Origin of the sequence: Pseudomonas sp. AMR01, from assembly GCF_041946035.1 — a bacterium.
In the GTDB taxonomy this organism is placed as follows: Bacteria; Pseudomonadota; Gammaproteobacteria; order Pseudomonadales; family Pseudomonadaceae; genus Aquipseudomonas; species Aquipseudomonas antarctica_B.
On the sequence record NZ_JAUTYR010000025.1, the window covers coordinates 20,077 to 33,899 of the forward strand.

Genomic DNA, 13,823 nt, shown 5'->3' on the forward strand with positions numbered 1-13,823 from the left:
GATCATGATTAATGTGGACCTGCAACACCTGATACGCACCTTGACGATCCAGGCACGCCGCGATCTTGAACGCTCGTCTGAGCGCTGCGTCCTGCGCGGTGGCCGTGAAGTGTTGGTGGAAGATTTGCTGCTGACGTTGCTGGAGCAAACGGATGGGCTGTTGGTCAAGGCATTGGCGGACGCTGGTGTGCAAATGGGCGAGTTGCAAGCGGCACTGCAACCTCGCAGTGAGCAGAGCGCAACACGCAACCCGGTCTTCGCCCAAGCGTTGGTGCAATGGTTGCAACAAGCGCTAATGGTTGCTCATGTTGAGCTGGGGCAACCGTTTGTTGACCACGCAGCCCTGTTGCTGGCGTTGTTGCGTCACCCGCTGGAGTACTCAGGCACTGGGTTTCACGCAATATTGAAGCGCCTGGATGCAGACCGGGTACGTGATTTTGTATCGAGCCTGGCACCTGAACTTGAACCCGTAGCGACAGAATCATTGTTGCAGCGTTTCACCCATGACCTGACGCAACAGGCCCGCGAAGGCTTGATCGATCCGGTGCTGTGCCGCGACAGTGAGATCCGGCAACTGATTGATATCCTCCTGCGGCGGCGCAAGAACAACCCGATCCTGGTCGGGGAGGCGGGCGTGGGGAAAACCGCAATCGTCGAAGGCCTGGCACTGAAAATCGCCGCCTCGCAGGTACCCGAGCCCCTTAAGGCTGTGCGTGTACTGACCCTGGATATGGGCCTGTTGCAGGCGGGCGCCAGCCTCAAAGGGGAATTTGAACGGCGCCTCAAGGGCCTGATCGATGAGGTCAATGCCTCGCCCCAGGCGGTGATCCTGTTTATCGACGAAGCCCATACGTTGGTTGGCGCGGGAGGCACGACGGGCGGTTCAGATGCAGCCAACCTGCTCAAGCCTGCCCTGGCTCGCGGCGCACTGCGTACCATCGCGGCCACCACCTGGTCTGAGTACAAGCAATACATCGAAAAAGACCCGGCGCTGGCGCGACGTTTTCAGCCGGTGCTCGTCGATGAGCCAAGTGTCGAGGCCGCGGTGTCCATCCTGCGTGGTCTGGTGCCGGTTTATGAGGCGGACCATGGCGTGTATGTTCGAGACGATGCCGTGGTGGCAGCGGCACATATGAGTGCGCGTTACCTCGCCGGCCGTCAGTTACCGGACAAGGCGGTCGACGTGCTGGACACCGCTTGCGCACGGGTGCGTACGCGCCAGGCCATGCCACCTGAGGCGCTGCAGGCGCTGTGCGCAGAGCAGGCCGAAAGCCTGCGCCAACACACGGCATTGAGTCGCGACAGGGATGCCGGGTTGCCGGTGGATGCACCGGCGCTCCAGGCGTTGAGCCTGCGATTGAAAGCGATGGAGCCCGAGCGTCACGCGCTGGAGCAAGCATGGCGTGAACGCGAGCCATCCTCCAGCGACCTTGAGGTGTGCCCACGGTTGGTAGCGCAGGTTATCGGCGCCTGGACCGGCATCCCCGTCGAACAACTAGCCCTTGAACCCAGCGAAAAAATCCTCGGCTTTGCCACCGCCCTGCGCGAACGCATCCTGGGCCAGGAACAGGCCGTGCAAGTTCTTGATCGTGCCTTACGGGCGGTCGCCGCGGGCCTCAACAAGGCAGATGCGCCAGTGGGGGTGTTCCTGCTGGTGGGCCCAAGTGGTGTCGGCAAGACAGAAACGGCACTCGCGTTGGCCGATCTTTTGTACGGCGGTGAACGGTTTATCACCACGATCAACATGTCGGAATACCAGGAAAAACATGCCCTTTCCCGATTGATCGGTGCGCCACCAGGCTACGTGGGATATGGCGAGGGCGGGATCCTGACGGAAGCCGTGCGTCAACGGCCCTATTCAGTGGTATTGCTCGACGAGGTCGAGAAGGCCGATCCCGAGGTGTTAAACCTTTTTTACCAGGTGTTTGACAAAGGCCGCGCCAATGACGGTGAGGGCCGCGAAATCGATTTTCGCAACACCCTGCTGTTGATGACTTCCAACCTGGGCAGCGACAGCATCAGCGAGTTGTGTGCAGACGGCGAGCGACCTGATGCCCAGGCATTGCAAGCGGCCATCCAACCCGTTCTGCGCGCTCATTTTAAACCGGCATTGCTCGCCCGCATGCGTGTCGTGCCGTATTACCCGCTGACGGGGCAGGTGCTGCACGACGTTGCGAGGCTCAAACTGGCAGGCCTCGGTGAGCGCCTGCATCGGCGCAAGCTGGCGTTCACCTATTCACCCGAGCTGATTGCGCACATGACTGAACGTTGCGCGCACGGCGACAGCGGCGCGCGGTACATCGATCAATGGATCGAGCAGCACTTGCTGCCACAGATGGTAGATCGTCTGCTCAGCGCTATGGCTGCGGGCGAAACCTTGTCTTCGGCTCACGCCGGGCTGGATGACAACGGCCAGCCCACCTGCGAGTTCAGCCAATGACGAACAGTCTGTTTACCGATGTTTGCGACCCGTTGGATTATGCGAATGAGCTGTTGCACTGCTTGATGCGTCTGGGATGGGACAGTGATGAAACAAGCCTGCCTGACGTGTGCGTCGCAGGCGCCGCTCAACTGAGCCAGTGCGAGCTCAGCCAGTTGTATCGGCGTGACGAGGCAGATGGCCGACTTTATCTGGTCGCCCAGCACTTGCCGGTGACGCTGGCATCGAAAGCGCTGCCGTCAGGTCGTGCTTTACATGATGAACAGGTGTTGCATTACGCCATTGAGCAAAGGCGTTCTCTCAGTCTCGATGATGTAAAAAACAGCTTCTACGACACCGGTTTTCTCCCGACAAGCGGGGCACCCTGGTGCTCTTTGCTCAGTGTGCCGCTGTTCAACCGTCACAAAGTGATTACGGGGGTGCTGCTCTGCGCCAGTCGGCGTCCGGCGCAGTTGCATGTCTATGCGGCGTCACTGGGCCAACTGGGCAGTTTTGCCTTGAATCAGTTGCTCATGTTGCGGTGCCGGCAGCCTGCACCAAGCGACACTCCACCACTGCGTGGTGCGCCGATGACGGGCGCGTATGGCTTGATCGGCAACAGTGTGGCGATGGAGCAAACCTGTCATTTGATCGGGAAGGTCTTGCAGACCCCTTACACCGTGCTGCTGCGAGGCGAGACCGGCACCGGTAAAGAAGTGGTGGCGCGCGCTATTCACGCCGCCGGGCCGCGCAGAGCCCAGGCGTTTGTTGTGCAGAACTGTGCCGCGTTCCCGGAGGGGCTGCTCGAAAGCGAGCTGTTTGGCTACCGCAAGGGTGCGTTCACCGGTGCCGAACGCAATTACGCGGGGCTGTTTGACGCCGCAGATGGCGGCACGTTGCTGCTGGACGAAATCGGCGATATGCCGCTGTCATTGCAAGCCAAGTTGCTGCGGGTGTTGCAGGAGGGTGAGGTTCGCCCTTTGGGTGCCAGCGCCGCCCATAAGGTTGACGTGCGCATTATCGCCGCCACCCACCGTGATCTGGCGGCGATGGTGGCAGAGGGCAGTTTCCGCGAAGACCTCTACTACCGGCTCGCACAATTTCCCATTCAACTGCCGGCCTTGCGTGAGCGGGACGGCGACGTGTTGCAGCTGGCACGGCATTTCGCAGACAAGGCCTGCGCAGCGCTTGGCAGGGAGCCGGTTGCCTGGTCAAACCCTGCTCTGGATCAACTGTCGAGTCACGCCTTCCCCGGCAACGTGCGCGAGCTTAAGTGCCTGGTGGAGAGGGCGGTGCTGATGTGTGACGACGACGTGATTCTGCCGGCGCACCTGTCACTGCCTCTCGCCCCAGCTGCAAGCGCCACCGACGATGTGACGCTGCGCCAGCGCATGGAGCGGGTGGAACGGGTATTTCTGATCGATTGCCTGCACAAGAACCGCGGCAATCGCACCCGAACGGCGCGTGAACTCGGGGTGGCTCGTCGCACGCTGCTCTATCGCCTTGCGCGCTTGAACATCCCGTTTGGCGACGCCAGGGGCGAATGTTGAATGCCGCGTTTGATTGTTGCCTTTCATTACCGCCGACTGCGCCGAATCGCGCGTGGCCGCTTTATTTCCGTGGGGAGAAACCTGATGCCTGATCGTCCGTGGCAAGCCGTCGTGCTTGTGCTGTGTTTGCTCAGTGGCTGCAGCGCCAACTACGTGTTTGATGACGCCGACTACCGCCCTCTGGGTGAGCCGCCGGCAGGTACGCGTAGCCAGTGAACGAGGAGAGCCAGACCATGCAACTTGTGTTTGAGGCATGCGATGCCGAGGGCGGTAGTGCCATACCCTCGGCCCGCAAAACGTTTGACGGTGCGGGCGGTGTCATTGGCCGTGGCGCCGGCTGTGACTGGGTGATTGCGGATCCCAGTCGCTTGCTCTCCAGCCACCATGGGTTGGTCGCGTACCGTGAGGGGCGCTACTTCCTGACCGATATCAGCAGTAACGGTATCGCAGTGGCAGGCAGTGCTGAACGTCTGCGCAAAGGGCAGGCACGGGAGATCAGTGACGGCGACGAGTTCCGAATGGGGACGTTAACGATCCGCGCGCGACTGATCGCACCGTTTGGGGCTGACAGCGGGAGCGTCGTGGGCCCGTGCGAATCAATTCCCGATGATGCCTTCCTGGCACTGGACCCCCTGGATTCGTTTGATCGCGAACAGCGGCAAGAGACCTCGTCCCACGAATTGGAGGCGTTGGAGGAGGCCGTTGCCGAGCCTGAACCGTGGACGCGCCACAGCGCAGTCGAGAGGGATCATCTGGTGGTTCCGCGACGGGCTGAACCCGCTCCGCAAGCGTTCTCGACTCAACCCGCCTGCACAGCACCGCCGGTTGATGAAGCGTTTTGGACACAGTTTGCAGAGGCGCTCGGCATTGGCGTGGAAGCCCTCGAAGCATCGGGTCGCGAGGTCCTGGCGATCAAGGTGGCGCGCCTGCTTCGCCTCGGTGTCGAGGGCTTGCAGCAAAGCGTGCGCACCTGTGACGAGCTTAAAAGTGAACTCAGTCTGCGGCGTGACGAAAGCCTGCTCGAGAGCCGGAACCCCTTGAAGGATTGCCCTGATACGCACGCGGCGTTGACGGCAATGCTGGGGCCGGGTGAGTTGGGCCAACTCTCTGCCGAGCGGTCCTTGATACAGGTTCATCGGGAGCTTCAGGTGCATCAGGTGGCATTGCTGGCTGCCTGTCGCAGCGCGTTGCGCACTGCACGCAGCACCTTCTCACCGGGTCATTTGCTGATGTGCTTCGACTCTCAGGGCAAACGGCCCCGATTTTCCACCGACGGCGGGCACTGGCGCGCGTACCGGCGTCACTACCAGCGCCTGATCGCGGATCAACAGGGCAGTGATCAGCTGTCCGGTGGCGACTTCGCCAAGGCCTACGAAGAGCAGGCACGCCTTATCTCAACCCTGCACGTCGACTATTCAGGATGATGTTTATGTTTCGTGTTGCGCGCTTATCAATACTGCTCTTCCTTGGCCTGATGGCCGGTTGCAGCGCTGTGTCGCCTTTTTCCACGCTGACCAAACTGGACCTGTCGCTGGCCGCCAGCGAGCAAGTCAACCCAGACCTCAACGGTCGCCCCTCTCCGGTGGTGGTGAATCTGCTTGAGTTGCGACATGCCGTGGCCTTCGAGAATGCTGATTTCTTCAGCCTCTACAGCCATGCCGAGCAAGCGTTGCCCAAGGACTGGGTCAAAGGCGCTGAACTTGAACTGCGCCCTGGAGAACAGCAAACCCTGAAACTCAGGCTGGAGCCTGAAACTCGCTACATAGGCGTTCTCGCCGCCTATCGAGACCTGCCCCATGTTCAATGGCGGTGGGTGGTTCCGGTCACGGCGCAGCAACTGACCCGCGCCGATCTGGTGCTGGACCAGGCCGGTATTCGTGCGGCCTCGAGCGGTTCTGACGGGGAGGCTGAGTGATATGCACGTTCACAAAGTCATCTGGCAAGAAGGCATGCTTCTGCGGCCCCAGCATTTGCAGCACAACGACCGCTATTGGCACCAGCAACTCAACCGAACTCGCTTGCTGGGCGATGATGCGTGGGGGTTTCTAACCCTGGAAGTCGATTTGGAGCATCTTAATTTCGGCAAGGTCGTGGTCAATCAGGCCAGTGGCGTGCTGCCGGATGGCAGCCTGTTCGAGCTGAGTGCAGCAATGGAACCGCTGGTTTTGCAAGTCCCTGCGAACTCGGGGAAACAAGCGATTTACCTGGCGTTGCCGCTGGCCACGGGTAACCAGATTGAGGTTCGTCGTCCACAGCAAACCGAGGTGCTGGCACGCTATCTTGCCTGTGATGTAGAGGTGGGTGATTCCAACGCCGGGGCCGACTCCCGATGCCACATCAGTTGTGCACGGCCTGACCTGCGTCTGGTGTTGGGCGAGCAGCAAAGCGAGCAGGGTTTCGTCAAACTCAAAGTTGCCCAGGTAATCGACTCGACCCGTGAGGGTGGCGTGAGCCTGGACGCGGATTTCATCCCCAGTTTCATCTTTCTTCAGGGCAGCGGTTATGTGTCGTCATGCCTCAAGGAGGTGATCAGCCTGCTTGCCAGCCGAGGCGATGCGATTGCGGCAGGTATCCGGGGAGAGGGCACGGCGGTCGGCACGCAAATCGGCGATTTCCTGATGTTGCAGCTGATCAACCGTACCGAGCTGGAGCTGCGTCATTACCTGAGCCAGACCCAGGTTCGCCCGCAAACCCTGTTCCGAGCGCTATTGGCGTTGTTCGGTGAGTTATCAACCTTTGCCAACGACAGCAAGCGCGCGCACCTGGAGGTGTATTACCGGCATGGCGACCAGGGTGAGAGTTTTCGTGGGCTGATGGAAGGCGTCCGGGCTGTGTTGTCGATGGTGCTGGAGCAACACGCCATCGAGTTGACCCTGCAGCAGCGCCAGTATGGCGTGCTGGTGTGCCCGGTGAGCGATTTGAAGTTGCTGGGCAGCGCGACGTTCATTCTGGCAGCCACTGCGCAATGCGATTCGGAGGCGCTGCGTCAACGCCTGCCGGCGCATTTGAAAGTCGGGCCGGTGGAGCGCATTCGGGAATTGGTCAACCTGCATTTGGCGGGTATCAAGGTCAAGCCACTGCCTGTGGCGCCGCGACAGATTCCATTTCATGCCGGCAAAACCTATTTCATGCTCGACCTGAGTGCTCGCGACATTACGCAGCTGGAGCAGTCGGGTGGTTTCGCCTTCCACGTCAGTGGGGAATTTGCGGCACTTGAACTTAACTTCTGGGCCATCAGGAATTGAACGCTATGGACAGTGAATACCCGCAGGATGAGAAAACCATTCTGCTCGACCATGAAGGCCGTGGACCGACGCAGTCGCCCGTCACGGATTTCCCTTCGCCACCACGTATTGAGCAACTCGAAGACCGGATGATCTACGCCGCCCGCGTGCACGAGGTAACGGGTTTTGAGATGGGGCCCAATCCTTTGGTGGTCGCGGCGTCGGGCGTATTGTCCCAGGTGGTCCAGCTTAAGGGCTGTTCCGGTCGCGAAAGCATCGCGACGGTGAATGACCGGTTGGCAGCGGCCGTTACTGCATTTGAAAGCCGCGCCTTGCAGCGGGGCGTTGAGAACAGCCAAGTCATCTCTGCGCGCTATGTGTTGTGCAGTGTCATTGATGAAGCCGTGGTCACCACGGCGTGGGGCAATCGCAGTGACTGGTCGAAGATGAGCCTGCTGAGCCGGTTTCACAATGAAACCTTCGGGGGAGAGAAGGTGTTTCAGCTGCTGGAGCGGCTGTCTCGCGACCCGGTCAAGCATTTGGCCATGCTGGAGCTGATGTACCTGTGCCTGTCGATTGGATTCGAGGGTAAATACCGGGTCATGGAGCGAGGCGTGTCACAACTTGAGGCCATTCGCGATGCCTTGCATCGGCAGATCAGGCAAGTGCGCGGTGACCCGCCACCGGAGCCTTTATTAACAGCCGGCGCCGGGCCGTTACGCCGCACGCGATACCCCATGATTTCGGCGCCTTGGGCCACGGTATTCGTCCTGGCCTGTGTGGTGGGGATGTACGCAGGGTTTGCCTGGACGCTGGGAGAAGCGCGTGAAAATACGCTGCAAGCCCTTCAATTTTCGGCGTCGGAACTGACTCAGACGCCCTTGTAAACGCTGGGAGCAATCAATGAACGCATTCTTCAAGAACGCGCGCACCGTGCTGGGCACAATTTGGGTCTGGAGCTTATTGCTGGTGCTGACCTGCGCGGTTCTGGTGTGGTGCATCGGGCCGCTGCTGGCGGTGGATGACTACCGGTTCTGGCAGGGCGCGACTGCTCGCCTGGTGACGATCAGCGCACTGTTATTGCTGTGGGGATTGGCGATGGCACTTGTTGGTGGGCGTCGCACCGCAGGCCTTGAAAGGCCCGAGAACAGCGTGCGCGATCAGCAATTGGGTTGGGTTGAGGATGAGCAGAAGCAGGTCCGTGGCCGCTTCAAGGAGGCAGTCGACGTGCTGAAAACTGCCCAGCGTTATGCAGCGCATACTGCCCGTTGGCGTAACGACTTGCCCTGGTACGTATTGATCGGTGAACAAGGCAGTGGCAAGACCCAGCTGTTGGCGGCAGCCGGATTGGCGTTACCGCTTGACCGCGTCGAGGCGAGCCAACAGGGCGACACCGCTCACTGTGAGTGGTATTTCGCCGACGAAGGCGTACTGATCGATACCCCCGGGCGCTACCTGACGCAACCTGACAGCAGGGTTGACGCCGAGGGCTGGAAAACACTGTTGAACCTGCTCAGGTTGCGGCGCCGGACACGCCCACTCAACGGGGTGGTAGTGGCACTGTCGGTGGATACGCTGTTGAGCAGCAATGAACACGATCTGGATCACCACGCACGCCATGTGCATTCGCGCCTGCAGGATATTCAGCAGACGTTGCGAATGGATGTGCCCATTTATCTGGTGCTGACCCAGGCTGATCGGCTGCCGGGTTTTTGCGAGTTCTTCGATGCATCGCCCACAGAGGATGCCGATAGCGTGCTGGGCCAGCGCCTTGAAGCGGGTAGCACGGGCATCGACGTGGGTCAGGTCCGCGAGGCGTTCGAGGCACTACTGCAACGCTTGAGTGCCCAACTGATCAGCCGGTTGCACCAGGAACGCAGCGTTGAACGGCGTGGCCAGATGCTTGAGTTCGCGCAACAGGCGGCGCAGGTCGGTGAACGTTTGTGCCAGTACGTAGAGTCAGCTTTTTCTGCGCATCGTTATCAGCGTATCAATGGTTTGCGCGGGTTCTATTTGACCTGCGCGGGGGAGAGGCGCAGCCGCTTTGTCCAGGGGCTGTTCAGCCTGGTGATATTTGCCGGCGCGCATTTGGCTGGCCTGCAGACTCAGGAGCAGCGCCGCATTAATCGGCGTCAGGGCATGTTGGTAATGGCAGTGGCACTGGTCGTCGGCGGTGCCGGATGGCTATGGACGCACAGTTACGGAGTCAACCTGCAACGCTTGGCGCAGTTGGCAGCGCTGGCACCACAACCTTCGCCCGCTGCGCACGGAGGCGACGAAACCCTGGCACTCCTGACGTGGCTGGATGCGCGGCTGGCGGCGACGCAGGTATTCCCGGCGCCGGGTAACGTCCGGTTTGTGGACAGTGCGGGCCTCTACCAAGGCGAAGTGAGCCGTCCAGTCTTGACGCGAGCCTACGAGCAAGCACTGCAACAGCAATTTCTGGCGCGAACCACGGCAGTGCTGGAAGAGCAGGTGCGCGCAAGCCTGGGGGATCGCGAGCGGTTGCTGCAAAACCTGCGCGCGTACCTGATGATCAAATTGCGTGATCGCCGGGATACCCGGTGGCTGGCGCAACACATGGCCGATCACTGGTCGGTGCGTTATTCGGCGGATACATCGGTGCAGACGCGGTTGAATCAGCACTTGGCGCGGCTGCTGGAACAACCATTTACCGCGCCCATTAACGAAGAATTGGTGGCCAGGGCACGTGAAGAGCTGCGGGGCGAATCGATGGCCGATGCGGTGTATCGCGTGTTGCGGGAGCAGTCCCGAAACCTCGAACCTTTGCGTCTTGGCGACGGCAAGGTGTTCGCTGCGATTGAACCACCGATTCCCGGTTTCTATACCAAACGGTATTGGCAGTACTTCGAGGCGCAGGGCCCCAGGCTGGTGAATGGTATTGCGCAGGACAACTGGGTTGTCGGGGAGGGCGCCGACCTGAGTGTGATGGACTTGCGCCGGCTGATGGTGGAACTGCAACAGCGCTATTTCAGTGAGTATGCCGATGCCTGGAGCGACGCCCTTGGCCGTGTCAGCCTGCAGCAGACTGACAGCCTCAGGCAGGACGCCGAGCAGCTTGCGAGCCTGACGTCGGCCCAGTCGCCGTTGATGCAGCTATTGCTGACGCTTCGTGAAAATACCCGCTTGCTACCAGCCCCGGCAATGTTGGCCAACGTCGCCGATCAGGCCGGTGAGGCTGGCGCGATCGCTCAGTCGGTCGTCGCTGCCGCGCAGTCTGCGGCTCTGCCAGACTCCGCTCGCCGCGCATTGCAACGGCGTTTTGAACCGTTGCACCGCTTGCTGGATGAGCAGCACAACCCGGGTGTCGAGTTGACCCAGGCGTTACGCCTGTTCGACGAGTTGCACCTGCAACTGGCGGGGCTGAACCGCGAAAGTTCGCCGGAGCAGGCAGTCTTCCAGAGGGTCAAACGGCGAATGGAAGGGCAGCAGGATGTGCTCGGCAACCTGCGAAATGCCGCTGCGCGTTTACCGGCGCCGCTCGCCGGCTGGTTTGACAGGGTCGCTGACGACAGTTGGCGCCACCTGTTGGAAGGGGCGTATGCGCACGTCAATCAACGCTACCAAAGTGAGGTCTACGGCCTCTACAGCAAGGCCATTCGCCAGCGTTATCCGTTCAATGCCCACGCCGCCAGCGATGTTGCTCTCAACGATTTTCAGGAGTTTTTCAAACCTCAAGGTGTCATGGCGCGCTTTTATGAGGGCTACCTGCGGCCATTCATCAGCGCCGATGGCAGCCGTTACAAGTTGCGAGGTGTGGATGGCAACAGCCTTCCGGTGTCGCGCGCGCTGCTGGATCAGTTGATGAAAGCCCAGGTCATCCGCCGTGGCTTCTTCAACGAGGCGCAAGGCGAGTTTTCTGTGCGGTTCACTTTGGCGCCCTACAGCCTCGATCAGTCGGTCAGCAGGGCGATCCTGCGGCTGGGCGAAAAGCAGCTGGAGTATCGCCATGGCCCCATCGTGCCCATGGTGTTTGAGTGGCCCATCGAGGCAGACAACGGTCGCAGCAGCCTTGTGCTGGAGAGAGGCTCGCAGCAGCGGCCCCTGGGCCTCGAGAAAAATACCGGGGCCTGGTCATTGTTCAGGCTTCTCGACCTGCTGCAGAAAGAAGCCGCCAGTGGCCGTAATGCGCAGATATACAAGGCTGACCTCGCCGGTTTGCGCGCCAATTTCCTGCTCACCACTCAAGGTTCAACGGGGCCGTTTGAAATCGACACCTGGCGCACTTTTCGGCTGCCGGAGCAACTGTGAGCCACGTGCACAGTCACTGGCGCAGCGCCGCGCGCACTCAGCGGGGCCAGGCGAGGTCGCGTAACGAGGACGCATTCCTCGACGCCCCGCGGCACGGGTGCTGGGCAGTGGCGGACGGCATGGGCGGCCATCAGGATGGAGACGTCGCCAGCCAGTGGGTGGTCAGCAGCCTGGCCACTTTGCCGGCCGAGGGCAGCCTTGATCAGCGCGTCAACGCGGCACGCCAATGCTTGCAGGAGGTCAGCCAACGACTCAGGGCGGCAGCAACGCAGCGCTCTACGGAGGCGCACGTCACCATGGGCAGTACCGTCGTGGCGTTGTTGATTGAGCAGGGGCGCGCGGCTTGTGTGTGGGCCGGAGACAGCCGCTGTTACTTGTGGCGTGGACAGCGGCTGTACCAGCTGTCGAGGGACCATTCTGTGCTGCAGCGCCTCATGGATGAGCGCCAGCTGAGTGTGGTGCAAGCCCAGGCTCATCCGGATGCCAGGGCGTTGACCCGCGCGGTGGGGGCTCGGGCGCCACTGCAGCTTGAAGTGCTGGAGCTCAACACCCGGCCGGGCGATGTATTCCTGCTGTGCAGCGACGGGCTGTATCAGGTCCTGAGCCATCGTGACCTGGGCCGGGCGCTGAGCATGGGGTCACCGCAGCACGTGGTGGATCGGTTATTTGCGCTGGTGGCGCGCAGGCCGGTTCGGGATGATTTCACTGCCGTGGTGGTGCAGCCATGAGTGCAGCAATCACTGCGCCCAGCTTGCTTGCCGGGCGTTATCACCTTGAGCGCGAACTGGGACGGGGCGGGATGGGCGTGGTGTATCGTGCCCGGGACCTGCTGCACGAGCAGTTTGGCGAGCCAAGCCCGGGCGTGGCGATCAAGCTGTTGGGCGAGGCGTTTTCCCAGTGCCCAGACGCGCACCTGTTGCTCTACGGCGAGTTTTCCGTGACACGAAGCCTGCGCCATGAAGGTGTGGTGCGCGCGTTTTCGTTCGAGGTCGATGCCACGCACGAAGCGGCCTTCTTCACCATGGAATTGCTGCACGGCATTACGCTCGACCGACTGCTCCCGGAATGCCCGGCTGGGTTGCCCTGGCGAGAACTGCAGCCAGTGGCCTTACAGTTATTGGACGCGTTGGTGTACACCCATCAGCAAAACGTACTGCACGGCGACATCAAACCGGCCAACATCATGCTGGGCGAGGAGGGTGTGCGTTTGTTCGATTTCGGCCTGAGTGTGGCGCAGGCGCAGGTGACGGCGGGTTTGCCGGGTTTGAGTCGCAACCGTTTTAACGCCTGGACACCGGCTTACACCGCTCCCGAGCTGCTGGAAGGTGGCGTGCTTACTGGCGCCGCCGACCTGTATGGCGTGGCCTGTGTGTTGTATGAACTGGCCCATGGGCAACGTTTGGATGCGAAAAAACCGTGGGAAAGGCTGGCACGACCCCGGCAATTGCCAGGGCGTTACTGGCCTGCGTTGCGTACGGCCTTGGCGGTTGACCCTGAGCGGCGATGCATCAGCGTCCGCGAGTTGCGCCATGTGATGGGCCGCAACCGACGCTTCTGGAACCTGTAGCAAAACCGTTAACTGGCCAATTCATGCAACTTGCAGTATTCAACCCAACTCAACCCCGCCATCTGCGCAACTTCCTTATGCACTTCCAGGCGTTGCGCTTCGAAGGCAGCGGGGGATTCAGCAGTCAACTTCAGGGTCAGCTCCCAGGCAAACATATGTTGGCGCTCAGCTTCGGCTTCGAAAGCTTCATGCAAGCGCTCGGCACGGTACTGCGCGAGGGTTTCACCTTTGGCCTGGGCGGCCAGGGGGTTGAGGGTGTCGAGTTCGATGGCGACGTCCGGGTGTTCGATCAAAAATCGGTCCAAGGCGCGCTGATGGTTATCGCCGGGTGGTGACAAAAGTTAACTCCTGTGACGATTTTCTCGGCGCCGGGCACGTTTTTCCAGGCGACGATTTATTCGTTTGCGTATCGGTTCAAGCAAAAACAATAGCACGTAGGCGCAGAGCGCCACGCCGAGGTCCAATGGCAGCCAATCATCTTCATCGACTTCCAAGGTCCGCGCGATCGTGTCCTTGACGATGATCAGTAACGCAACCCCAATTACCCACAGCAATGCGTTGGATGCCACCGGTGGCATGGGGTTTGATAGCTTGCCTTGCATGTTTAACCGACCTCCTTTTATGTCCGGCCCGGATCCTTTGGGAAAAACGCCGACTCTACACAATGAAATGAACCTGCCGTTTGCTGCAGATCATCAAATCCAACGTTGGGAGACATTCAGCCCCCGGCGTTTCAACTGACTATTCGTCAGTAGTCGCAACGGCCAATTTCCGTTGCCGTGTCGGAAGTT

Annotated in this window: 12 protein-coding genes; 10 read left to right on the top strand and 2 right to left on the bottom strand. The window is 60.7% G+C overall.

Translation table 11 applies throughout. The features are described 5' to 3' along the window. Positions 1-4 precede the first annotated feature (4 nt). From Q7C20_RS19670 to Q7C20_RS19715, 10 genes are all read left to right on the top strand, one after another. Positions 5-2,440, top strand: coding sequence for an AAA family ATPase (locus Q7C20_RS19670; protein ID WP_375069609.1), 2,436 nt, complete (start codon positions 5-7; stop codon positions 2,438-2,440). Continuing rightward, a complete protein-coding gene (locus Q7C20_RS19675; protein WP_375069611.1) occupies positions 2,437-3,969 on the top strand; it encodes a sigma 54-interacting transcriptional regulator in 1,533 nt (510 codons plus the stop codon). Before Q7C20_RS19670 ends, Q7C20_RS19675 begins: the two co-directional genes overlap by 4 nt. An 84-nt stretch (positions 3,970-4,053) precedes the next feature. Then, positions 4,054-4,185, top strand: coding sequence for a type VI secretion protein (locus tag Q7C20_RS19680; RefSeq protein WP_375069613.1), 132 nt, complete (start codon positions 4,054-4,056; stop codon positions 4,183-4,185). Positions 4,186-4,202: 17 nt separating this feature from the next. Then, the gene (tagH, locus tag Q7C20_RS19685) at positions 4,203-5,393 is read left to right on the top strand and encodes a type VI secretion system-associated FHA domain protein TagH (protein ID WP_375069615.1); all 1,191 of its coding nucleotides are present in this window, start codon (positions 4,203-4,205) and stop codon (positions 5,391-5,393) included. A gap of 5 nt (positions 5,394-5,398) precedes the next feature. Further along, positions 5,399-5,884: a type VI secretion system lipoprotein TssJ gene (gene tssJ, locus Q7C20_RS19690; RefSeq protein WP_375069617.1), complete on the top strand. Its 486-nt coding sequence runs from the start codon at positions 5,399-5,401 to the stop codon at positions 5,882-5,884. Position 5,885: 1 nt separating this feature from the next. Beyond that, positions 5,886-7,214 carry a type VI secretion system baseplate subunit TssK gene (gene tssK / locus Q7C20_RS19695; RefSeq protein WP_375069618.1) on the top strand — a complete coding sequence of 443 codons (1,329 nt, stop codon included), beginning with the start codon at positions 5,886-5,888 and terminating at the stop codon, positions 7,212-7,214. A 5-nt stretch (positions 7,215-7,219) separates the two neighbouring features. Beyond that, positions 7,220-8,080 carry a type IVB secretion system protein IcmH/DotU gene (gene icmH, locus Q7C20_RS19700; protein WP_375069620.1) on the top strand — a complete coding sequence of 287 codons (861 nt, stop codon included), beginning with the start codon at positions 7,220-7,222 and terminating at the stop codon, positions 8,078-8,080. A 16-nt stretch (positions 8,081-8,096) separates the two neighbouring features. Further along, entirely contained in the window at positions 8,097-11,465 is a 3,369-nt protein-coding gene (gene tssM / locus Q7C20_RS19705; protein WP_375069622.1) for a type VI secretion system membrane subunit TssM, read from the top strand. Positions 11,466-11,470: 5 nt separating this feature from the next. Beyond that, positions 11,471-12,193 carry a PP2C family protein-serine/threonine phosphatase gene (locus Q7C20_RS19710; RefSeq protein ID WP_375069664.1) on the top strand — a complete coding sequence of 241 codons (723 nt, stop codon included), beginning with the start codon at positions 11,471-11,473 and terminating at the stop codon, positions 12,191-12,193. Then, on the top strand, positions 12,190-13,032 hold the full coding sequence (locus Q7C20_RS19715; RefSeq protein ID WP_375069624.1) for a serine/threonine-protein kinase: 843 nt from the start codon (positions 12,190-12,192) through the stop codon (positions 13,030-13,032). Before Q7C20_RS19710 ends, Q7C20_RS19715 begins: the two co-directional genes overlap by 4 nt. Positions 13,033-13,040: 8 nt before the next feature. Here the strand turns inward: Q7C20_RS19715 and Q7C20_RS19720 are convergent, their stop codons facing one another. Together Q7C20_RS19720 and Q7C20_RS19725 are read right to left on the bottom strand one after the other, a co-directional pair. Further along, positions 13,041-13,370 carry a DUF6388 family protein gene (locus Q7C20_RS19720; RefSeq protein ID WP_375069626.1) on the bottom strand — a complete coding sequence of 110 codons (330 nt, stop codon included), beginning with the start codon at positions 13,368-13,370 and terminating at the stop codon, positions 13,041-13,043. A gap of 3 nt (positions 13,371-13,373) precedes the next feature. Continuing rightward, complete coding sequence (locus tag Q7C20_RS19725; protein ID WP_375069628.1) at positions 13,374-13,634, bottom strand: hypothetical protein; 261 nt, start codon at positions 13,632-13,634, stop codon at positions 13,374-13,376. Positions 13,635-13,823: the final 189 nt, after the last annotated feature.